Source organism: Paraburkholderia aromaticivorans (genome assembly GCF_012689525.1).
Classification (GTDB): Bacteria; Pseudomonadota; Gammaproteobacteria; order Burkholderiales; family Burkholderiaceae; genus Paraburkholderia; species Paraburkholderia aromaticivorans_A.
The window spans coordinates 1,447,055-1,467,683 of the sequence record NZ_CP051515.1 but is presented as its reverse complement, the minus strand read 5'-3'; the positions used below and the strand labels follow the sequence as shown (position 1 = coordinate 1,467,683).

17 protein-coding genes are annotated in these 20,629 nt (G+C 65.4%); 9 read left to right on the top strand and 8 right to left on the bottom strand.

The genetic code is table 11. The annotated features are described in order from the left end of the window. Window positions 1–124: 124 nt before the first annotated feature. Both HF916_RS18495 and HF916_RS18490 read left to right on the top strand, forming a co-directional pair. On the top strand, window positions 125–724 hold the full coding sequence (locus HF916_RS18495; protein ID WP_168790308.1) for a hypothetical protein: 600 nt from the start codon (window positions 125–127) through the stop codon (window positions 722–724). A 148-nt stretch (window positions 725–872) separates the two neighbouring features. Further along, the gene (locus HF916_RS18490) at window positions 873–2,225 is read left to right on the top strand and encodes a DUF2325 domain-containing protein (RefSeq protein WP_168790307.1); all 1,353 of its coding nucleotides are present in this window, start codon (window positions 873–875) and stop codon (window positions 2,223–2,225) included. Window positions 2,226–2,252: 27 nt separating this feature from the next. Here HF916_RS18490 and HF916_RS18485 read toward each other — a convergent pair whose 3' ends face one another. The 3 genes from HF916_RS18485 to HF916_RS18475 all read right to left on the bottom strand — a co-directional run bounded on the left by HF916_RS18485 (window position 2,253) and on the right by HF916_RS18475 (window position 3,908). Next, window positions 2,253–2,654: a winged helix-turn-helix domain-containing protein gene (locus HF916_RS18485; protein WP_240975579.1), complete on the bottom strand. Its 402-nt coding sequence runs from the start codon at window positions 2,652–2,654 to the stop codon at window positions 2,253–2,255. Window positions 2,655–2,709: 55 nt separating this feature from the next. Beyond that, entirely contained in the window at window positions 2,710–3,252 is a 543-nt protein-coding gene (locus HF916_RS18480; protein WP_168792060.1) for a nitrogen fixation protein NifQ, read from the bottom strand. 167 nt (window positions 3,253–3,419) lie between these two features. Further along, window positions 3,420–3,908, bottom strand: coding sequence for a molybdopterin-dependent oxidoreductase (locus tag HF916_RS18475; protein ID WP_168790306.1), 489 nt, complete (start codon window positions 3,906–3,908; stop codon window positions 3,420–3,422). Between the two features lie 233 nt (window positions 3,909–4,141). On the opposite strand from HF916_RS18475, the gene HF916_RS18470 reads away from it, so the two are divergent. From HF916_RS18470 to HF916_RS18460, 3 genes are all read left to right on the top strand, one after another. After that, on the top strand, window positions 4,142–5,068 hold the full coding sequence (locus tag HF916_RS18470; protein ID WP_168790305.1) for a hypothetical protein: 927 nt from the start codon (window positions 4,142–4,144) through the stop codon (window positions 5,066–5,068). 78 nt (window positions 5,069–5,146) lie between these two features. Continuing rightward, window positions 5,147–6,025 carry an extracellular solute-binding protein gene (locus HF916_RS18465; protein WP_168790304.1) on the top strand — a complete coding sequence of 293 codons (879 nt, stop codon included), beginning with the start codon at window positions 5,147–5,149 and terminating at the stop codon, window positions 6,023–6,025. A gap of 5 nt (window positions 6,026–6,030) precedes the next feature. Further along, window positions 6,031–7,881: an ABC transporter ATP-binding protein/permease gene (locus tag HF916_RS18460; RefSeq protein WP_168790303.1), complete on the top strand. Its 1,851-nt coding sequence runs from the start codon at window positions 6,031–6,033 to the stop codon at window positions 7,879–7,881. Here HF916_RS18460 and HF916_RS18455 read toward each other — a convergent pair. The 4 genes from HF916_RS18455 to HF916_RS18440 form a co-directional block, all read right to left on the bottom strand. Further along, a complete protein-coding gene (locus HF916_RS18455; protein WP_168790302.1) occupies window positions 7,878–9,320 on the bottom strand; it encodes a nicotinate phosphoribosyltransferase in 1,443 nt (480 codons plus the stop codon). The genes HF916_RS18460 and HF916_RS18455 overlap by 4 nt on opposite strands. Before the next feature lie 14 nt (window positions 9,321–9,334). Beyond that, window positions 9,335–9,820 (bottom strand): hypothetical protein, encoded by a 486-nt coding sequence (locus HF916_RS18450; RefSeq protein WP_206001909.1) that lies wholly within the window; start codon window positions 9,818–9,820, stop codon window positions 9,335–9,337. A 164-nt stretch (window positions 9,821–9,984) separates the two neighbouring features. Then, entirely contained in the window at window positions 9,985–11,187 is a 1,203-nt protein-coding gene (locus tag HF916_RS18445) for an AAA family ATPase (RefSeq protein ID WP_168790301.1), read from the bottom strand. Window positions 11,188–11,254: 67 nt separating this feature from the next. Beyond that, window positions 11,255–11,542, bottom strand: coding sequence for a hypothetical protein (locus HF916_RS18440; protein WP_168790300.1), 288 nt, complete (start codon window positions 11,540–11,542; stop codon window positions 11,255–11,257). 1,347 nt (window positions 11,543–12,889) lie between these two features. Here HF916_RS18440 and HF916_RS18435 point away from each other — a divergent pair. The 4 genes from HF916_RS18435 to HF916_RS18420 all read left to right on the top strand — a co-directional run bounded on the left by HF916_RS18435 (window position 12,890) and on the right by HF916_RS18420 (window position 19,800). Continuing rightward, entirely contained in the window at window positions 12,890–14,326 is a 1,437-nt protein-coding gene (locus HF916_RS18435; protein WP_168790299.1) for a sigma-54-dependent transcriptional regulator, read from the top strand. Between the two features lie 226 nt (window positions 14,327–14,552). Next, on the top strand, window positions 14,553–16,310 hold the full coding sequence (locus HF916_RS18430) for an MFS transporter (protein ID WP_168790298.1): 1,758 nt from the start codon (window positions 14,553–14,555) through the stop codon (window positions 16,308–16,310). Window positions 16,311–16,451: 141 nt separating this feature from the next. Continuing rightward, window positions 16,452–16,802 (top strand): NIPSNAP family protein, encoded by a 351-nt coding sequence (locus tag HF916_RS18425; protein WP_168790297.1) that lies wholly within the window; start codon window positions 16,452–16,454, stop codon window positions 16,800–16,802. Between the two features lie 337 nt (window positions 16,803–17,139). Continuing rightward, window positions 17,140–19,800: a mechanosensitive ion channel family protein gene (locus HF916_RS18420; RefSeq protein WP_168790296.1), complete on the top strand. Its 2,661-nt coding sequence runs from the start codon at window positions 17,140–17,142 to the stop codon at window positions 19,798–19,800. Here HF916_RS18420 and HF916_RS18415 read toward each other — a convergent pair. Then, window positions 19,739–20,590 (bottom strand): alpha/beta fold hydrolase, encoded by an 852-nt coding sequence (locus HF916_RS18415; protein WP_168790295.1) that lies wholly within the window; start codon window positions 20,588–20,590, stop codon window positions 19,739–19,741. The genes HF916_RS18420 and HF916_RS18415 overlap by 62 nt on opposite strands. Window positions 20,591–20,629 lie beyond the last annotated feature (39 nt).

The window sequence follows — 20,629 nt, the reverse complement described above, 5'->3', positions numbered from 1 at the left end:
GGGCCGCTTTTCGTTATATCCTGCCGAATATCACGGTGGGCTTCGTGGTGCGTGGCGGCGCGCCTTCGGTGCGTCCGTGAGCCGCGCCCGACGAGGCGAAACGAGCCAGCAGGAGCCAGTAGCGGTGCGCAGTCGATCCATTTCATCCGCCCCGGCAGGACGCCTCGGGCGCTTGCCGAACGAGCTTTCGTCGACCATCGTCGCGGTGAAGTCGGCGTCCGAGCGCGGCCGCGCCGAATCGATCCGCGATGTCGTCGACGCCTACCGGCGTCTCTACGGCAGCGTGCAGCGTTTCGTGCTGATGCTGACCGATGATCAGTTGAATTTCGCCTCGGTCGGCACGTCCGGCTCGCATTCGCTGAACCAGTTGCTGTCGATTCTCGCCGAGCGGGCGAGAGCCGCGGCGTTCGCGCGTCTGCGCGACCTGAAAGCGGCGATCGAAGAAGCGCGCTCCGCCGAACAACTGCGCGACGCGATCTTTTCCGACACGTTCAGCAACGACCTGGCCGCGCTGCGCAAGGTGGTCGCGGAACTCGAACGGCTCGACGCGGCCTTCGTGGGCCTGTGCGTCGGGCATGTGCTCGAACGGCACGCACGCGCGGCGAGTGAGACGAGTCCGGTGGCCAGCCAGCGCCCCGCCACTGTTCGAAGCTCAGCCGGCGGCACGGCGGCCCGGCGAAAAGCACGCGTCGCCGAGCCCGCCCTCGCCCCCTCCAACGACTGATTCGCGACAACCGCAGATGAACGTTCTCTCTCGCCCGTCGTTATATCTTTTCGAATATATCGCCGACCGCGCTCGTGAGGCGAATGTGCGCCATGAGCTTCACAGGCACGTTCAACCCGCCTGACACCGAACCGGATTCGAGATTCCCATGCACACCCCCCCGTTCCGTCTCGCCCAGCCCACGCGTCTAAAACTGTCCGGCGACGAGCTTGCCGGCACCGGCATGCACGCCGCCGACGCGTGCTGCGCGCCCGCCAACGTGTCGTTCACCAACACCAAACGGCGCGCTCGTCTCGCCGAACTCGACAGCCATCTGCATTGCTCGATCATCGGCACGTGTCTGAGCACGCATGAGTTGCGCAAGCTGGTGCCCAAATTCAAGGGACTCGACCGCCGCGACGCGAGCGATCTCGAGATTCATCATTCGGCGGTCGAACTCGCGATCGAAGGCGGCGCAGCCGCCAAAGCGCTGCACAAACTGCTCGACGAACACTATGCGGGTGCGATCCGCCGCTTCGACCAAGCCGCCGACGACGTCGATCTGCTCAAGCTCTGGGACGAAGCGCTGAAGAGCGGCGACATCCCGCCCGCCTACTGGGCGTTGATGACGCATCCGTTTGCGACCATGCCCGTGCGCCAGAAAGCATTCGGCGAATTGCACATGCTGTCGCATCTGGTGGGCGCGGCCAATCGCGCGGACATTCGCCGCCTGGTCGCGCTGGAAGAGGAAAACGCCGCCCTGAAAGAAAAGATCGAGCGTCAGCAGAGCCGCTTGCAGGAACTTAGCCTGCAGCGCGACGCGTCGATCGCGGCGCTCGACGAGCAGATCGCCCAACTCACGGCGCATTCAACCCGCCAGATACCCGCCGACGCCGCCGGTCTCGAAGCCGAAGCGCAATGGCTGCGCGACAAACTGGCCGACGCCGATCAGCGCGTCGCCCTGCATACGAGCCGCCGCGAGGCCGCGGAACAGCGCGCGCTCCAGGAACAGGACGCGGCACTCGCGCTACGCCGGAGCCACGATCAGACGCTGACGCTGCTTAAGCTGGTGCAAAGCGAATGCGACGCTCTCGAACGCGCGACGGTGGATGCAGCCGACGCGGCGAGCGGAGCCGGCACGCGCCGGGCAAGCCTCGACAGCGTGCAAGGCAAACGGGTCGTGTACGTGGGCGGCAGGCCGGGCTCCAATGCCGCGCTCAAACGGCTGGTGGAAGCGGTAGGCGGCGAACTCATCGTGCACGACGGCGGCGTGGAAGATCGCAAGGGCCTGCTTGCCGCGGCGTTGCCGGGCGCGGATCTCGTCGTGTTTCCGGTCGACTGCATCGACCATGATTCGACGAATACGCTCAAGCGCGTCTGCGAGCGCCATCAGATCGGTTATCACCCGCTGCGCACGGCAAGCGTGGCGAGCTTCGTCGAATTGATGGCGCGCCTGCACCCGGAGAATCTTGCGCAACTGGGCAATCCGCCGCCTTCGGCGTTTTGCCTGCGGCACGGTTGAGCGCGCCCTGTTCAGGAACCCGGCCGCTCAGGAGCGGATCAGCCTGGTCAACTCGGCGATCTGCTTCGCGCAACTGCGCTGCGCCTCGACTTCGACGTCGCGGTAAAGGCGAATGATGGTTTCGCCCACGGGCGTGAGCGTGCAGCCGCCGCCGCTCTGGCCGCCCTGCTCCGAATGCGTGGCAGGCGACTTGAGCGAACGGTTCAGTTCGTCGATCAGCAGCCAGGCGCGCCGGTACGACATATCGAGGCTGCGCGCCGCCGCCGAGATCGAGCCGAATTCGCGCACGGCTTCGAGCAGTTCGACTTTGCCCGGCCCGAGCGCGACCGCGTCTCCGCTACGGATGCGCATTCTGAAGCGCACTTCGGGGCGCGTCTTCGCGGCTTTTTTTGCCGCGGGCGCGGGTGTGGTTTTTGGGGTGTCAGCCATGCGCGAAAGCATACACGAAGCGCCTCGCGCTGCCACCCTGGCCGAACGGCCAACACTACCCTGTATGAAGCTCCGAGAAGCAATGCCCGTAGTCTTCGCAGCCCGGACAACCTGGTGCCGGACCTGGCTGCAGACCCAACGACAACGCGCGTTGTTCCGCGAGGAATTTCTTCCAGCGCAAGTTGACGGTATTCAGCGCGACGAGCGTGGGGAAATAACGAGTCAGCATCCACGTGACTTCGTCGCGGCCGGCCAGACCGAGATCGCGCCACAGATGATCCGGGCGCAAACAGGCATGGGCGATGATCGCCGCGAGACACTTCGCGTCGTCCGCATGGACCGTGGCGCTGGCGTGCGTGAGCAACAGCGCGTGAAGCGTGCGGACGAAAGCCGCGTGCTCGCTCGAAGTGACCGCGAACGGCAGCGCGGCCGGAACGGCGGCGCGCGCAAAGTGCCGCGCCAGCAGCGCGCGCCACGCCGGCTGTTCGAGCCCGAGCAGCGCGAGTTCGTTGCGCGCGTCGCGCGCGGCGATCAGTTTGGCGAAGAGTTGCGTATCGGGCGATGCGGGGTTCGCGGCTGCGTCCAGCCAATGCGCCATGCGCGTTGCAGCCTGCACATCCTGCGGCAACGACAGCGCCCACAGCGGCGCTCCCGCGCCCGATGCGGCAATACCTATAGCGCGTGCAAGCGGATCGTCAGACATGGCGGCGATGCAACGTGGACCAGCGGACCATGTTACGCCTGCCGGCCGCGGCTCGCGCCCACCTATACCAACGGCCCCAACACATGCGCCTCGATCCGCGCGAGCCGTTTGACATGACGCGGCGCAGGCAGGATGTCCGAACCGGAAAACAGAATCGGCGCACCATCTTCAGCGTCGAGCGCGCGGCCGCCGCATTCATAGGCGACCATCACGTTCTCGCCGATCGGCGTGTTGAAGAGTTCATGCCACGAAAACGTCACGACATAGCCGTCGTGCCCCACCGCGACGAACACCGTCCGCTTGAATTCGCCCGGCACGCTATTCGGCAGGCCTGCTTCCGTGATGAGCGTCATCAGGCGCACGCCGCGATACGGCTCGACGCTGCGGATAAAGCGGTTGGTCGTATAGCAACGCAGATCGAACGGCGTCGCCGTCACGCTTTCGTAGCGTTTGAGTTCATCGAGGTCGAATGAAAGCGGCCGCTGGAATCGTCCGCTCAGGACGAGCGCGCAGTCCACAGCGGGCGCGGCAATCACATTCACACTATCCATATCCGTTTATCTCCAGCATGTGTGCCTGAGCGGCTTGTTCACACGTTATGTCCGTGTGTATATTACGCTGCGATGGCGGCTTGCGCGCAAAACTGCGTCGATACGCACTATATCGCCGGACATATCGGACGAATCGGCCACTCGGCCGGCCACATCCGCATTCATAACAATCACGGCACGCGTGGGCGCGCCGGCATCCAGCCGGTGCGCAGGCGGCCCACTCAGGAGATCACATGCGCTTCTCACCCGCCTGGCAACGCACCACGCGTCTCGCTTTCGTCTCCCTCGGCCTGGTCGCGGCGCTCGCCGGTTGCGGCGGCGACGAGGTCACCGTCACGCCGCAAAAGATCGCGGTCAGCGCGTCGCCGAACGGCATCGCGGTGCGCGCCGCGGACGGCGCCGTCTTCATCACCGACGACCAGACCAACAGCGTGCTCTCCTCGCCCGACGGCCGCACTTTCGCGCACTACGCGAGCGTGCCGGTGGTGGCCGGCCAGTCGAACAGCCTGAGCCAGTTGAGCTTCGCCGATGCGTCCACGCTGATGATCGAACGCTTCGGCTTCGGCACGGCGAGCGCGGTGTTCAGCATCACGGGCGTCGATGCGATCGCGGCGCTGAGCGGCCCCGATCCGGCGCGCCGCCGCCTTGGGCTGATCTCGATCGGCTCCAACCGTTTGCTGTCGACGTGGTTCGTCAAAATCGGCAGCAATCCGCTTCAAGGCGGGCTGAGCCTCATCACGTACGATCCGGCCGCGCATACGGCAGTCGAGCGCGATCTGCTGAGCGGACTCGGCAAGCCGGTCGGGATCGCCGTGTCGGGCGACGCGGTCTACGTCTCGGACCAGGCCAACAACGACATCGTCAAAGCGAGTCTGAGCACGTTGCTCGGCGGATCGCGGGCCGTGGCGCCGAGCGGCGCGTTCGTGCAGATCAACAGCCCGGATCTGATGGCCGTCGACGCGGGCGGCAAGCTGTACACCAAGTGCAATGCCACCGGCCTGTGCCGGATCGCGCCGGACGGCACGATCAGCGTGCTTGCAAACGACTTTCAGGACGCCCGCGGCGTAGCCGTCGACACGCCACGCGGCAAGCTCTACGCGATCGACCGCGCCGCCAGCGCGAGCGGCACTAGCTACGTGCGCAGCTTTCCGCTCAACTGAAGCGCAGCGACGTCGTCACACAACGCCATGCGATGACGTCGTAATATAGCGCTCTTAATAACGTATCGGGGTTATCGCATGATTCGCAAGCTGCTCGCTTCTCTCGTGGTCGTCTCCGGCATCGTGACGGCCGTGCCCGCCTTCGCGCAGGACAACACGGTCAACGTGCTATACGCCGGCTCGCTCGTCAATCTGATGGAGCGCAGCATCGGCCCGGCATTCGAGAAGGCCACCGGCCAGCATTTCCGCGGCTACGCGGCGGGCTCGAACAAGATCGCCAACGAGATCAAGGGCAAGCTGCGCCGCGGCGACGTGTTCATCAGCGCGAGCCCCAAGGTGAATGACAGCTTGATGGGCGCCGCGAATGGCGATCACGTCACGTGGTATGTGAATTTCGCCGAATCGCCGTTGATGATCGGCTACAACCCGCAGAGCAAGTTCGCGCCACAGTTCAAGAGCAAGCGCTGGGATCAGGTGCTGCAGGAGCCGGGCATCCGCATCGGCCGGACCGATCCGAAGCTCGACCCCAAGGGCGCGTTCACCGTCGAGATGGTGACCAAGGCGGCCGATCTCTACCATCAGCCGGACCTCGTCGAGAAAACGCTCGGCGCGGCGGAGAATCCCGAGCAGGTTTTGCCCGAGGAAACGCTGGTGGGCCGTCTGCAATCCGGCCAGCTCGACGCCGGCTTTTTCTATTCCACCGAGACGTCCGACCTGAAGATTCCGGCGATCCGCCCGGCGCCCGAATTGCAGGCCAAGGCCAGCTATACGCTGACCATTCTCAACGACGCGCCGAATCGTGAAGGCGCGAGCAGCTTCGTGGACTTCCTGTTGAGCACGCAAGGCCGCGCGCTGCTCAAACAACATGGCGTGGACGTCATCAAACCGACTGTGAGCGGCAACGTGCAGGCTATGCCGCCTTCGGTGCAAGCCGTGATCGACGCCGCCGCGCAGTAAGCGCGGTGAAACATACCGCTGCGCGTCCGCTGCTGTGGCTGGCGGCGCTGCTGGCCGTCTATCTGTGCGCTCCATTTGTCGCGAGCGTGCCGCAGCTCGGCGCAGCGGACTGGGCGAATGTCGACTGGCGCGCGACGTGGTCGGCGGTCGGCATCTCGGCGGCAAGCGCGAGCGTCGCCTCGCTCGCGATCCTGCTAGGCGGCGTGCCGCTCGGCTATTTCCTGGCGCGCTCGAACTCGCGCAAGGTGGCATTGCTCGGCTTTGTCGTGCAACTGCCGCTGGCGCTGCCACCGCTCACGAGCGGCGTGCTGCTGCTGTTTCTGCTCGGCCCGTATAGCTGGGTCGGCCGCTTCACCAATGGCATGCTGACGGATTCGTTCGCCGGCATCGTGCTCGCGGAAGTCTTCGTCGCCGCGCCCTTCCTGATCATCGCCGCCAAGTCCGCGTTCAGCGCCGTCGACCCCGTGCTCGACGACGTCGCCGCGACGCTCGGCCATCACGCCGGCAGCCGCTTTTTCCGCGTCATGTTGCCGGTCGCATGGCCGGCGATTCGCGCGGGACTCGCGCTTGCGTGGCTGCGCGCGTTCGGCGAATTCGGCGCGACCGTGATGGTGGCTTATCACCCGTATTCGTTGCCGGTCTATACGTACGTTGTCTTCGGCGGCCAGGGGCTGCCGGCGATGATGCCCCTGCTGCTGCCGACGCTCGCCATCGCGATCGTCTGCGCGGCGCTGTCGATTTACAGCCTTCGGCAAAAGACCGCGCTCGAGCAGACCGAAAACGGCGACGACGCGCTCGAACCCGGCGCGGACCTGACGGCGAGCCGCAGCGAACCCGCCAATCTGCGCCTCGCTTTCCATTTGCAACGCCGGCTGGGCGCCTTTGATCTCGACCTCGCATGGACGCCGGCCACGCGGCGCCTCGCGATCATCGGGCCGTCGGGATCGGGCAAGTCGTTGGCGCTGCGTCTGATCGCGGGGCTCGAATCCAACGCGTCGAGCAGCGTGACGCTCGGTGCGACGCCATTGAATACGCTGCCGCCCGAGCGTCGGCAGATCGGTTATATGCCGCAAGACTACGGCCTGTTTCCCCATATGACGGTCGCGCAGCAACTGGCCTTTCCCGTCGATGCCGATCCCGCCAGCGCGCATTACTGGCTCGACCATCTGGGTCTCGCGCAACTCGTCGCGCGTTTGCCGCATCAACTGTCGTTTGGCCAGCGGCAGCGGGTCGCGCTTGCGCGCGCGCTGACACGGCATAGCGAACTGCTGCTGTTCGACGAGCCGTTCGCCGCGCTGGATACGCCGCGGCGGCGCCGCTTGCAGCAGTCGTTGCGCGCTTTGCAGCGCGAGATCGCCGCGGTGACGATCATCGTCACGCACGATCCGGATGAAGCCGCGTTGCTGGCTGATGAAGTCCTGGTCGTCGAACAGGGCCGCGTGTTGCAAGCGGGGTTTATCGATGCCGTGTTTGAACGGCCAGCGTCGATGCGCGTGGCCGGGCTGCTCGGTTTGCATAACGTCGGCGAAGGCGTGATGAGCGCGTCGGGGCAAGTCGAGATCGCGCCGGGCTTCGTGATCGGAATCAGCGACAGTGGACTCGGTCTGCGCGCCGGCGAGCGCGTCATGTGGCGCGTATCGTCGCATGCGATTGTTGTCGAGCAAGACGGCACGCATGCCGGTGTGGTCGACGCAGTCGAATTACGGCGCGGCGAGCGCTATGTCCGAGTGAATATCGCGGGCGTCCGGTTCGACATTGCCAATGAAGATACCCACTTGCGCGAAGACGCACCGTGCCGGATCAATATCCGCGCTTCAGGTGTTGCAGTCTGGGAAGCGAGCAACGCGGCGCACTAGCCTTCGTGCGCGTGAGCGCGACTCCTGATTTCGGCAAGCGACATATCGACCAGCAACTTGCCGGAATCGAACACCGTCACCAGCGCTTCTTCCCAATCGCCCTCGACTGTGCGCTCGTCCCACGCAACGGGCAGCGTCGTCGTTCGATACTCGCGCGTGTGGCGATTCTTCAGCAGCGTCAGCCGCCCTTTCATCGAGCGCTTCCCGGCGTCCGTGACAGGATCCTTGAGCACGTCGTGCCACTCGTCGCCTAACCGGATCGCGGAACACTTCATCGCGAAGCGCTGCGTGTCGCGGTTGATCTGCTGCAACAGCGCGCCGCCCATACCGAACACGATGTTGTCCGCCGCGAAGCCGGCTTCGTCTATGGCGGCAAGGATCGCTTCGATCGAATCGGGATTGACGCCGTCGCCCTGAATCACCCGCACATTGTTGAGCACGCGCCGCCCTTTGCCGTTCACTACCGATCCGAACGACGCCTCAAGTGCCCGCAGGGTTTGCAACACGATGGTTTGCGGATCGCCGGAGTCGGGCCGGATCACCAGCGTGCCGCCGGAGTCGAGCACCGCCTGCTTCAACTCGGTGCCCCAGGCGTCGAGTGCGGCGAACAGATCGTAGGAGTCGGACACCACGGAGACGATCGCGCCTGGCTTGCCGAACCGCGCGATCATGTTGCGAAACGCGTCGGTTTCGCGCTCGCGGCCCCACGAGGTGATCGTGCTGTGCTCGGCCGCCGGCACGGAAAACGCCGCCATCGTCTCGTTGTAGTAGTGGTTTGCGGCGACCACGCCGAGCACGGTGTCCGAGCCCATGAAGCTGACGAGATGCGCCGCGCCGCCGATCGCCGCCGACTCCGCGCTCGACACGCCACGCGCGCCGAAGTCGTGCAGCTTGAACGGCAATTGCGTGAGGTCGTCGCTACTCTTTAGCAGATAGCCGCGGATCGTCTTGCGCAGATGCCAGCTTTGCGTCGCGACCGTAATCGGATACCACACGCGCAGCAGCATGGTCTCCAGATACGACGCCAGCCAGAACACCTGCGGATCGTCGCATTCGACCGTGACGAGCACGTTGTGCGTCGGCACGACCGAGCCTTCCGGCACCGCGCGGATGCGCACCGGCAGATAGCCGCCATGGTGTTCGACGATGTAGCGCCAGCCTGCTTCGTTGAACGGCTCGCCGTGCGCCGTGAAGAACGCCTTGGCCTGCCCGATCATGGCCGGCGTGATCGGGCGGCACAAATATTCCTTGATCAGCATCTGCAGGCCGAAGAACAGCGTGCAGTCGTAGCGGCCGCCGCGCGATTCGATGTACGAGAACATCGCCGACGCTTCGGGCGGATATTGCAGGTAGTGCGACGCCTTGTACGAATCCGTGTTGAGAATCGGATTGGACAGGATCGACGCGATATCGTTGAGACCGTTGGACTCGTTTTGCATGGACGATGCTGCGCTCACAGGCGCTCTGAAAAGTAAGCGGACGGGCCGCGCATATAGCCGGCCACAACGACACGATACACCGTCAAAACACGCCGGGAATCACGCGAAACCGCACCTTGCTTCGATAAGCGCACCGCCAGAAAATAGAACGTGCCGCCTACCGCGCAGATGAAAGCGAACGGCGTCCAGTCGCGCCGGAACGGCACGCGCGCAAATAGCGACAAGCCTAGCGTGACGAACGCGCCCACCACCAGCAACAGCAAGGTGATGCGATTCGGCTCTTCCTGCCAACGCTTGATCGCCGCATAGGCGAAGAGACTCAACATGAGCGCGGCTGCGCAACGCGCAAGCACTTCCACCGAGGCCTTGCGCATGCCGCTCGCCGTGATAGCGCGCGACTGTGCGTCGACGCGATCCGCCACACTGTCCGGCTCACCGCTCGCATTTTTCGCAGGACAATGCTCGCCATGACGCCTTGGCGGCGGAGTGGTCCATGTCATTGCCGACTCGTTTCGATATGCGAATTATTATTCGAGCCGGCTACGCCAGGGGCTGCCGGCCTCCCAGTGTCGCAGCGTAGCAGCGGCACGGGCCCGCTGTCCAGATCAGGCCACGGACGCGCGGATTCGCTTCTGACGAGTCTGTCCCGCTTGACAGGACGGTTTCAATGCCCCGGCTTGAGCTGCGGCGGCACGTTCGGCCGCGAAGCGAACAGCCGGCCGAGCACACCTTTGCGGCGCTCGGCGCTGCACGGCCATAGCATGTCCGCCAGCAGGCTGATGCCTTGTGCAAGCGTGCTGTCTCTCGCCGATGTCACCAGCGGCACACCGCGGCTGAGCGCGTCGTTGGCCTGCTTGTCGTCGCGCGGAAGCTGATGCGCCACCTTCGCGCCGAGCGTCTGTTCGAGCTTCGACAGATTGATCTGGGCGTTCTTGTCGTAGTGATTCACCACCACCCGCACCTTGCTGGCCGGATAGCCCAGTTCCCTGAAGATATCGAGCATGCGGCGGCCGCCGTGCAGGTAAAGCAGGTTCTGGCGCACCACCATGCAGATCGCGTCGCTGCGATCGAGCGCGTGGATCGTCATCGGATTCAGGCTCTGCCCGATGTCGATCAGCACCGCGTCATAGCGCTCGCGCGCCAGCGCGAGAATGCACTCCAACTGCGCGGGCAGCAGTTCGGCAGCCTTGAGCGGATCGCCTGCACCCGCCAGCACATCGAGATTTGCGTGGACATGCATCACGCATGATTCGAGTAGCGCGGCGTCGAGACGCTCCGCCTGGGAGCAGAGATCGGCAAGCGTGGTGGGCGGCGGTTTGTCGGCCATGAGCAGACTGGCGTCGCCGAATTGCTGGCTCAGGTCGATCAGCAGCACACGCCGGTTGCTCAGCGCGGCAAGTGAATACGCGAGATTTACGGCGATCAGCGTCGTGCCGCTGCCGCCCTTGCTCGAGGCGAGTGAGACGACACGGCCGGCGCGGCGGCCAATGGCGTTTTTCCGCGCGTCGGCCTGGATGAGAATGGTGGTGATCTCGTCGGCGTCGACCGGCCACGACAGCACGTGCCGCACGCCGACGCGCATCGCCACACCCAGCAAGGCGGTGGACGGCGCCGCAGTAACCAGCACGCAATGCAGGGCCGGCGTGCAGGCCAGCGCTTCCTCGACGCCGTCCAGATCGCGCGCGCTCAGATCGGCGTCGTCGACGATCAGCATATCGGCGCTCTGAATCGCACGGTCGTGCGCCCGCACTTGCCGGGCCGTGCCCTGAGCGGTGCGCAACCGGTAAGCCACGCCGCTTGCCTCGAGGCGAGCGACGATTTGCGGCGCACGCTCCATGCTGGATGAAATCAGGAAGATGTCGATCATGTCGGCTCTCCGCCGGTCTGACGCCGTTCGGTTGGCGAGGCCACCTCGATAGCGGTCAATGTTCTATTTATTCGTCGGAATAGGACGGGCGAATGTCCGCACCGCGTTCGTAGTTTCGTTCCTGCGACACCGGCATCTCATACACCGAGTCGCGCAGCGCCTCGCGCTGGATCTCCGCTTGCGCCCGGCGTTTGATCGCCTCGGCGATCACCAGCGTCGTCAGATCGACCGGCGGCGCGGCGAACAAGGCACGCGGCGCGGCGATATGTCGTTGAAAGGAGACGCCCACTGAGTGAGTCGTGGTTTGACGATCCGTCCGTGCTGTGCCGGCCGGTTTGGTGATCTGTCTGGTCATGACAACCCCCGAAAAGATGTGCTTCTTTTACTGCCCTGTCCAGGTGAGCCGTGTCCGCAACTTCGCGGACACGGCGCCCGGTCCACCTCGTAACCCGCGCCTCTCTATGGAGACTCTGGCCATTCCTCCCCGCTTCATCGCGCCCGGTTGGTCCTCGACCGCGCGCTGCCCCGTCGCTGTTCTTTCGCTGTTTTCTTGCTGTTGTGCGTAGCGTTCGCTCGCCAACTCCACGAGCGCGGTACGTGTTGTTTTTGCCATCCCCTTCACATCCGCCGGAACAGACGGAAAAAGTGGCGAGGTCGACCTTTGCATCGTCCGGTCGCAATGACCGGTACGTTGTACCGATCATTGCGCCGTTCTTTTATGACATCTGTTTTTCAGTGGCCCCGCCGCACTCTCGTAGAACGCATTGGCTTCCCCGGCCGCGCCTACGAAGTCTTTTTGCCGCCGGTCTCTTCTTATTCTGGCTTCCTTGAACCTGGGACCGGGCGGCAACAGCACTCGCTGTGAAGTGCTTATTGCAACGGCTATGCCATGCACCCTCAAACCCTTATGCCACCGTGATCGTTGCTGCGCCGCACCCGGTCCGGGCCTCCTTCGCAGCACGCGTTGATTCGAATTCGACACGTGCTCGCGCGGTCGCCGACGCGCCGCAGCAAGCTGTTGGTGACCGTCTGCTCACGGGAAAATCCGCACGTTCCGCGCGTGGCCGGGCGTTGCGTCGCATCCCGGTCAAATATGCCGATGCTTCGGAACCCTACCTGGTGGCCGGAGCACCCATGCCCGATGTGTCGCACGCGTGAGACAAGACAAATCTCGAACTACAGTTCTGTTTCGCATTTGCCGTAAAACGAATTGAAGCGCTATGTGGGATGCCGCCCATAGCGGGACTTGACCGACCATTTTTGAACCGCAAGGACAATGGGGTGACGTGGAAAACGTTTCTGAATCCAGACTTGTTTGTATGGCGCTCGAAAGCGGTTTCGCTTATCGTTAAGCCCATGCGCCAACAAGAGCGCCTGTATCAGGCCAACGAGGTTAAAAACGGTTTGAGTGATTCGGGGAAAAGATCGTGTGACGGTTACAACGGTGAACACCGTTCCCGCCATTCGTCCGATATGTAGCACCTCGCGGTTTGCGCCGCCCGCTCCATGCCCCCCGAGATTGCCGCTGCCGTGAATCGTGACCGCCGGGCTGGGAGGAGCAGAACCCCAAAGCGGTGGATCAATCCATGTCCGGGCCCGCGCAAGCGGACCGGCTGGCTCAGTTGGCCGGAAGCCGGCATCGTGCCGGTCTGTCGCGTACGTCGCAGAACAGTCCTGAGAGTTGCATCAAACCGGGGGTAACATGAATACGACTTGCACGCCTGTCGACACGGAACGTACCGTTCTGTATGTGTCGAATTCGCCGGACCAGAAACTCGCCGCTTTTCTGGCGGCTTCTGGCTGGCAAGCGGTGCATGCCAAAAGCACGGCCGTCGCCGAGCGTATGCTCGAGCGCGGCAATATCAAGGTCGGCCTGGTCGAACTGCCGGGCGACTGCACATCCCAACATTTGTCCGCGCTGGCGTCCTGCATGCGGCGCGTCGAGACCAACTGGGTCGCCCAGATCGCGCCGGGGCAGGCGGAAAACGAACTGGTCAGCCGCTTTATCCTCGACTACTGCTTCGACTTCGTCACACGGCCGTGGCTCAACGAGCGGCTCGTGTTCGCGCTCGGCCATGCACATGGCCTGTCGAGCCTGCGGCATGTGGAAGTCGCGCCGGAGCCTTCGGCCGGCCGGCACGGCATGGTCGGGCAATGCGAGGCGATGCAGCAGTTGTACCGGCGCATCGACAAATGCGGCGTGACCGACGCGCCGGTGTTCGTCGCCGGCGAATCCGGCACCGGCAAGGAACTGACCGCCAAGGCGATTCACGAACGCTCGCCGCGCATCGGCCGCCCCTTCGTCGCGATCAATTGCGCGGCAATTCCGCCGAGCCTGCTGCAAGCCGAACTGTTCGGCCACGAACGCGGCGCCTTTACCGGCGCGCTCCAGCGCAAGATCGGCCGGATCGAGAGCGCCCATGAAGGCACCCTCTTTCTCGATGAAATCGGCGATATGCCGCATGAATGCCAGGCGGTCCTGTTGCGCTTCCTGCAGGAAGGCACGATCGAGCGGCTGGGCGGCAACGGCCCGATCAACGTCAATGCGCGGGTGATTTCGGCGACCCACGTCGATCTGGACAAGGCGGTCGAAGACGGGCGCTTCCGTTCCGACCTGTATCACCGTCTATGCGTGCTGCGTCTCGTCGAGCCGCCGTTGCGCGAGCGCGGCGGCGACATCAAGCTGCTCGCCAACTATGCGCTCAGCATGTACAAACAGGACGGCGCACGCAAACTGCGCGGCCTGTCGAGCGACGCGATCGTCGCCATGTCGAACTATCCGTGGCCGGGCAACGTGCGCGAGCTGATCAATTGCGTGCGCCGCGCCGTGGTGATGAGCGAGGGCCGCTTTATCACGGCCAGCGATCTGGGCCTGCCGGAAGCCGACAACGGGCCGGCCGTGACGCTGGCGGAAATCCGCAGCAAGGCCGAGAAAGACGCGATCGAACACGCTTTGCAGCGGCATGGCTACAAGTTGTCCGAGGCGGCGGCCGAACTTGGCATTTCGCGGGCCACGCTGTATCGGCTGATGCACGCCAACCGGTTGCACCAGGAGCCGGCGGCCGGGCGCGCGTCGAACGCGGCCGGCGGCGCGGATGCCGACGGCGAGGCGGAGCGGCGGGCACCTTCGCTGGTGTGAGCGGGTAAGTTCGGCGTCGCTTTTGCTTCGCCTGACTCTGGCGGGTCCAGTTTGGACTTCGCCGGCTGGAAGTTGATCGGCCGCGCGCGCCGCCACTTCGCGCGCACCATGGCGCGAAATGACGTGGCATGGTGCGTTGGCAGCGTCGCCCACATCCCTCGCGCCTTTCGCCGATGCGCCCGCATTGCTATGCTGAAGGCCGTTCATCCATCCTCCGGGAGCGGACTTGGCCGACCCGCACGCACCGGCGCTCGAGCGCCGTTCCTCGTCCGTCCTGCCCGCTCAGGCCAGCCCGTGCGACGCGCTCGTCATCCGCACGCAGCCTCTCAGTCTCGTCCACCCGTGCCGGCGTAAAAAACTCGCGCTGGCCGCGACCATCCTCGGCTCGAGCATGGCCTTCATCGATGGCTCCGTGGTCAATGTCGCCTTGCCGTCCATCCAGAGCGAACTGGGCGCGAGCGTGGCGGCGATCCAGTGGGTCGTCGACGCCTATCTGCTGTTTCTCGGCGCGCTGGTGCTGGTGGGCGGCTCGCTCGGCGACAAGCTCGGCCGGCGCACGGTGTTCATCGCGGGAATCGGGCTGTTCACGCTGGCCTCGATCGGCTGCGGCCTCGCGCCGGGCGCCGGCGCCCTGATCGCGGCACGCGCCGTGCAAGGCGTGGGCGCGGCGCTGCTGGTGCCGAGCAGCCTCTCGATCATCGGCGCGGTGTTCGACGACAAGGAGCGCGGCCAGGCGATCGGCACCTGGGCCGGCGTCGGCGCGATTACCTCGGCGCTCGGGCCGGTGGCGGGCGGCTGGCTCGTCGATGCGTTTTCGTGGCGGGCCATCTTCTTCCTGAACGTGCCGATTGCGTGCGCGACCGTCGCGCTGGCGGTCATGGCTGTGCCGGATAGCCGGCAGAATGATGATGGGAATTCGTCCACGCTCGCCAGCGGGACCACCGGACATGCGGCGGCCGGACTCGACTGGCCGGGCGCGGCCACGGTCACCGCCGGACTCGCCGCCCTGACCTACGGCCTGACCCTTGCCTCGGCGCGCGGCTTCGGCGACCGCTGGGTGCTGGCGTCGATCCTCGGCGGGCTGCTGGTGCTGATCGCTTTCGTCGCGCTCGAAGCCCAAACCCGCAATCCGATGATGCCGCTCGACGTGTTCCGTTCACGCGACTTCGTCGGCGCCAATCTCGTCACGCTGCTGCTTTACTTTGGGGTCGGCGGGGCGCTGTTCTTCCTGCCGTTCACGCTGATCCGCGCTTATGGTTACAGCGCGACTCAGGCGGGCGCGGCGTTGCTGCCGGTGCCGGTGACCATCGGCCTGCTGTCGCGCTTCACCGGCGGCCTGACGAGCCGCTATGGCGCGCGGGCCTTGCTGACCGCGGGGCCGGTCGTCGCCGCGGCCGGCTTCGCGATGCTCGCGCTGCCGTGGGTACGCGGCGAGTACTGGCGCGGCTTTCTTCCCGCGCTGGCCGTGCTCGGACTTGGCATGACCGTTACCGTCGCGCCGCTGACGACGACGGTGATGACTTCGGTGTCCGCTGCGCGCACGGGCGTCGCTTCGGGCATCAATAACGCGGTGGCGCGGGTGGCGAGCCTGCTGGCGATCGCGGTGCTGGGAATCGTGTTCGTGTGGTCGCACGATGCGGCACTCGATGCGCGACTGGATGCGCTGCATGTGCCGCCGGCGACGCGCGCAGCGGCCAGCCTGGCGCAGGTTGGCATGGATTCGGGCGCTGCGTCGCCGGCCGCTGGGACCGGTGCGTCGGAGGGGAAAGTGGGTGGGGCGCGGGCAGATACGACGGCGGCGCACGCGGAAACCGACGCGGCCCAAACAAACGTGGATACGGCACAAGCGCAAGCCGAAGTGGCGCGGGCACAAGCCGACGCGCTCGGCGCGGCGTTGCGCGCGGTAGCGCTGGTGTCGGCGTTGTGCGCGCTGGCCGGTGCAGCGCTGGCGTTTTTGACGATCCGCTCGCAACGGCCGCTTTAGATGCGTGGCGCCTGATTCACGCCTTGCGCACGGCCACCCATCCATAGTTCAGACCGCGTTGAAACATCGCTGCCCGGCGCGCGCCATATTGCAGTCACGGTGCTTCACACCACGACCTTCGAATAACCCGGGAGCTTGCACATGGCGATTACCTGCTTCATCCGCTATCAGATCGATCCTTTCCAGCGCGACGCCTTCGACGAATACGCCCGCAACTGGGGCCGCATTATTCCGCGCTGCGGCGGCCATCTGATCGGCTATTTCCTGCCGCACGAGGGGACCAACGACATCGCGTGGGGTTTGATCGCGTTCGACAGTCTCGCGGCCTATGAAGCGTATCGGGCGAGGCTGCGCGCCGATGCCGAGGCACGCGACAATTTCAAGCTAGCCCAAACGAAGCGCTTCATTCTGCGCGAGGAGCGCACCTTCACTGAAGTCGTGGAAGGCACCCTGGGTGTGCCGCAGGTGCGTAGGGCAGCGGCGACGGAGTGATTGCGAGGCGGGTGCGGGTGCGGTGCGGCGGCATTTGCGGAGTCGGAGCGGTTGCGATTGCAGAGGCTTTGCAGTCCCGGAAGCACCCGCAGAGGCGGAAGTTGGGGGAATTCTTACGCGTCGCAGCCGGCATGGGACAATCCGGTGCTGTCCGACAGGCAGGTTTTTTGCTACTGCAAGGTGCCGCCGCACGGGGCTCGCCGGCTTTCCGGCACCTCGCGCCAAGGCCGCCCAAGGAACTTGTACGACCAAACGCGTGTCGGTTCATGGTCACGCCGCCGAACCGGTCCGTACGTATCGGCACAGCCTTCCGCATCTGTCCCCCGCTTTACACTCTATGCGCAAATTATTCCCAATCTGGTTTTTCTTCCTTCTCGCTTTCATCGCCGCGCCGGTTTTCGCCGCCACCGCGCCGGCTACGCCCGCATCGTCGGCCTCCGGCGTCGGCGTCACGCTGACTCCCGAGCAGGCCCGCCAGGCGCTCGCCGTTCTCAATGATCCCAAGCGCCGCGCGCAAGTCGCCGACACGCTGCAGGCCATCGCCGCCGCCGGCGCGCTGAGCGCCCCGCCCGCTTCCGCGCCCGCCGCCGCCTCGGCGCCCGCTGCGGCGAGCGGCGCCGGCGCCATCGTGCCGGCGGCGTTCAAGTCCAACGGCCTCGCCTCGCAACTGGCCCGCCAGGGCGCGCACTGGGCGGTCCACCTCGGCACGTCGTTGAGCAGTTCGGTCGCCGCGCTGCTGGATGTTGCATCGGTCCGTGCCTGGTGGAACTGGCAATCGACCAACCATCAAGCGCGTGCCGTGCTGGGCCACGTCGCGTGGTCGCTGCTGGCCGCGCTGATCCCCGCGCTCGTGCTCGAATGGCTCGCGCGCCACCTGCTGCGCCGCGCCTACAGGGCGCTGGCCGCGCGCCGCGAACGGGAAGACGAAGACGACGCCGCGCAAGCCGATCTGCCCGTCGACGTCGCGCCTCAACCCGCCGACGCGCCGAACGCCGCGCCGCCCTTGCCCGTGTCGCCGGCTTCGCCGGTGAGTGCGGCGCAGGCACAAGCCGAGGCCGTGCCATCAGGCACCTCGGCCGCTACGAAGGCCAAAGGCAAGGTCACCGAAGCCAAAGGCAAGCAGAACGCCAAACATCACTGGACGCTCCTGCGGCGCCTGCCGCGCGCACTCCTGACCATGGTGCTGCGGCTGTTGCCGCTTGTGGTGTTCGTCGGCGCGGCGAGCGCGCTGATGTCGATCTTCACCGACGACGGCACGCCGCAAGACCGCGCGCTCGATTCACTGGTCGACATCTACGTGCTGTGCCGGGTGATCGTGATCGTCAGCGGTTTCTTCCTGCAACCGGCCGCGCCACGTCTGCGTCTGCTCCGTATGAGCGATGCGTGGGCCGCCTTCGTGCAGCGCTGGGTGGTGCGAATTGTCAGCGTGGTGGGCGCGGGTTCCGCGGTCGCGGAGATCGCGCAGTCGCTCGGCCTGAACGACGCGGCGCATCTCGCCTTGATGAAAGTGGTCGCGCTCGCCGGCCACGTCCTGATTTCGATCCTGCTGCTGCAATGCGCGAACCCGGTCGGCGAACTGATCCGCAAGCGCGTCGCCGAGCGCAAATCGCTGGAGATCGTCGGCAATGTCTTCGCCGAGGTCTGGGCGTGGGCCGCGGTGTTCGTCGTCATGGCGCTGTGGTTCATCTGGGCGCTCGACGTGCAGAATGGCTATCACACGCTGCTGCACCTCGGCGGCATTTCGCTGGCGGTGCTGGTGGGCGCGCGGGTCGTGTCGATCGTGTTGTTCGGCGCGCTGGCGCGGCTCTTCAATGTCGAGGGCGACGCAACGAAGTCGCTCGTGCATCTGCACGCGTACCGCTATTACCCGCTGCTGCGCCGCGTGGTGGCGTGGATCATCGGCATCGTGACCGCGCTCGCGCTGTTGCAGGTGTGGGGCGTCCATGTGGTCGACCTGTTCCGGACGGGCACGATCGGGCACCGGCTCGCATCGGCGATCATCACGATCGGCGTGGCAGCCGTGATCGCGCTGCTGGTGTGGGAAGGCGTCAATGTGTCCGTCGAACAGCGGCTGGACCGCTGGACCACTAGCGGCGACCTCGTGCGCGCGGCGCGCTTGCGCACCCTGCTGCCGATGCTGCGCAGCGCGCTCTTCTGCGTCATCGCGCTGGTGGTGGTGCTCACTGGATTGAGCGAACTCGGCGTGAACATCGGGCCGCTGCTGGCAGGTGCGAGTATCTTCGGCGTGGCGCTCGGTTTCGGCTCGCAAAAACTGGTGCAGGATTTCATCACCGGCATTTTCCTGTTGATGGAAAACGCGATGCAGGTCGGCGACTGGGTCACGCTCGCGGGCGTGTCCGGCACCGTCGAATATCTGTCGATCCGCACCGTGCGGCTGCGTGGCGGCGACGGTTCGCTCTACATCGTGCCGTTCAGTTCGGTGTCGACGGTGAACAACACGAATCGCGGCATCGGCAATGCGGCGGTGAAGGTCAACATCGTGTTCGGCCAGGATGTCGATCTCGCCATCGACACCTTGAAGGAAATCGGCGCCGCCTTGCGCGAGGACGACAAGTTCAAGGACGGCATTCTGTCGGACTTCAGCTTCTGGGGCGTCGATGCGCTCGACGGCTCGGCCATCACGCTGGCCGGCCAGATTCAGTGCCGCGACAGCGCGCGCTGGGGCGTGCAGCGCGAATTCAACCGGCGCATTCTCTTCCAGTTCCAGGAGAGAGGCATCGAGATCGCGAACCCGCAGCGCCACCTGTTGACGTGGGATCCGGAAAGCGCGCCGGCCAGGATCGAAGCGGATGACATGAGCAAAGACGCACCTGACTCACCTGACGCAGCGAAGGACGAGCCGCCCGCCGCTGCGCCGTCCGACGACGCGGCCGGCAAAGCCGACGCGCCGGTGGAAGACCAGTTGCCCGTCGATCCTAAGCCGGCTGGCGGCCCAGGAACGCCAGCAAATCCTGGTTCAACCTCTCCGCATGAGTGAAGTAAAAACCGTGACCGGCGCCTTCGTAGACATGCAGTGACGCGCCGGGTATCAGCGCCGCGGTGGGCCGCCCGGTCAGTTCGAGCGGCGCCGACGCATCACGGTCGCCATGCAGAACCAGCGACGGCACCTCGATCCGTGCCAGTTCCGCGCGAAAATCGGTGATGGTCTGGACGCGGGCCAGTTCGAGCATCGCCTGATGCGAGGTTTGCATCATCATGCGGATCGTCCAGTCCATCGGCGCGCGCGACACGCCGGGCCCGAAATACGGCGGCGCATTCGCCTCGATCCAGTCGGGAAAGGAGCGGCTCAGCGCGAGGCGGCCCTGCTCGAACAACGCGGCGTCGATACCGTTAGGGTTGTCGTCGGTTTTCAGCAGATACGGCGTGGCAGCGGGCGCGACGAACGCGACCCGGGCGACGCGCGCCGAACCGTAACGCGTCAGGTAACGCACCGCTTCACCGCTCGCAATTGAATGCGCGACCAGCGTGACGCCGGTCAGATCAAGCGCGCTCAAGACGCTTTCCAGATCGCCGGCGAGCGTGTCGAAGTCGTAGCCGCGGCCCGGGTCGCTCGAACGGCCATGCCCGCGCCGGTCGTACGCGATGCAGCGGCAATCGAGGCGCGACAGCGGTTCCATCTGGTACGCCCACATGTCGGAGTTCAGCGTCCAGCCTGAGAGGAATACGAGCGGCGTGCCCTGCCCCCAGTCGCGGAAGAAAAGACGTGTGTTGTCGGCGGTGCGGATGGTGTTCGGTTCGTCGGCGAGATACGGGGCGGTTGCGTTCATGGAAGTCTCTCCTTGCCTCAAGTGGAAATCGTGATGCCG

Excerpts from the sequence above, each read along its gene's own strand:
- HF916_RS18425 (WP_168790297.1), top strand. The coding sequence starts at position 16,452 with ATGGCGATTACCTGCTTCATCCGCTATCAGATCGATCCTTTCCAGCGC.
- HF916_RS18420 (WP_168790296.1), top strand. The coding sequence starts at position 17,140 with ATGCGCAAATTATTCCCAATCTGGTTTTTCTTCCTTCTCGCTTTCATC.
- HF916_RS18455 (WP_168790302.1), bottom strand. The coding sequence starts at position 9,320 with ATGCAAAACGAGTCCAACGGTCTCAACGATATCGCGTCGATCCTGTCC.
- HF916_RS18440 (WP_168790300.1), bottom strand. The coding sequence starts at position 11,542 with ATGACCAGACAGATCACCAAACCGGCCGGCACAGCACGGACGGATCGT.
- HF916_RS18415 (WP_168790295.1), bottom strand. The coding sequence starts at position 20,590 with ATGAACGCAACCGCCCCGTATCTCGCCGACGAACCGAACACCATCCGC.
- HF916_RS18470 (WP_168790305.1), top strand. The coding sequence starts at position 4,142 with ATGCGCTTCTCACCCGCCTGGCAACGCACCACGCGTCTCGCTTTCGTC.
- HF916_RS18450 (WP_206001909.1), bottom strand. The coding sequence starts at position 9,820 with ATGACATGGACCACTCCGCCGCCAAGGCGTCATGGCGAGCATTGTCCT.
- HF916_RS18435 (WP_168790299.1), top strand. The coding sequence starts at position 12,890 with ATGAATACGACTTGCACGCCTGTCGACACGGAACGTACCGTTCTGTAT.
- HF916_RS18475 (WP_168790306.1), bottom strand. The coding sequence starts at position 3,908 with ATGGATAGTGTGAATGTGATTGCCGCGCCCGCTGTGGACTGCGCGCTC.
- HF916_RS18485 (WP_240975579.1), bottom strand. The coding sequence starts at position 2,654 with ATGGCTGACACCCCAAAAACCACACCCGCGCCCGCGGCAAAAAAAGCC.
- HF916_RS18445 (WP_168790301.1), bottom strand. The coding sequence starts at position 11,187 with ATGATCGACATCTTCCTGATTTCATCCAGCATGGAGCGTGCGCCGCAA.
- HF916_RS18465 (WP_168790304.1), top strand. The coding sequence starts at position 5,147 with ATGATTCGCAAGCTGCTCGCTTCTCTCGTGGTCGTCTCCGGCATCGTG.
- HF916_RS18490 (WP_168790307.1), top strand. The coding sequence starts at position 873 with ATGCACACCCCCCCGTTCCGTCTCGCCCAGCCCACGCGTCTAAAACTG.
- HF916_RS18480 (WP_168792060.1), bottom strand. The coding sequence starts at position 3,252 with ATGGCGCATTGGCTGGACGCAGCCGCGAACCCCGCATCGCCCGATACG.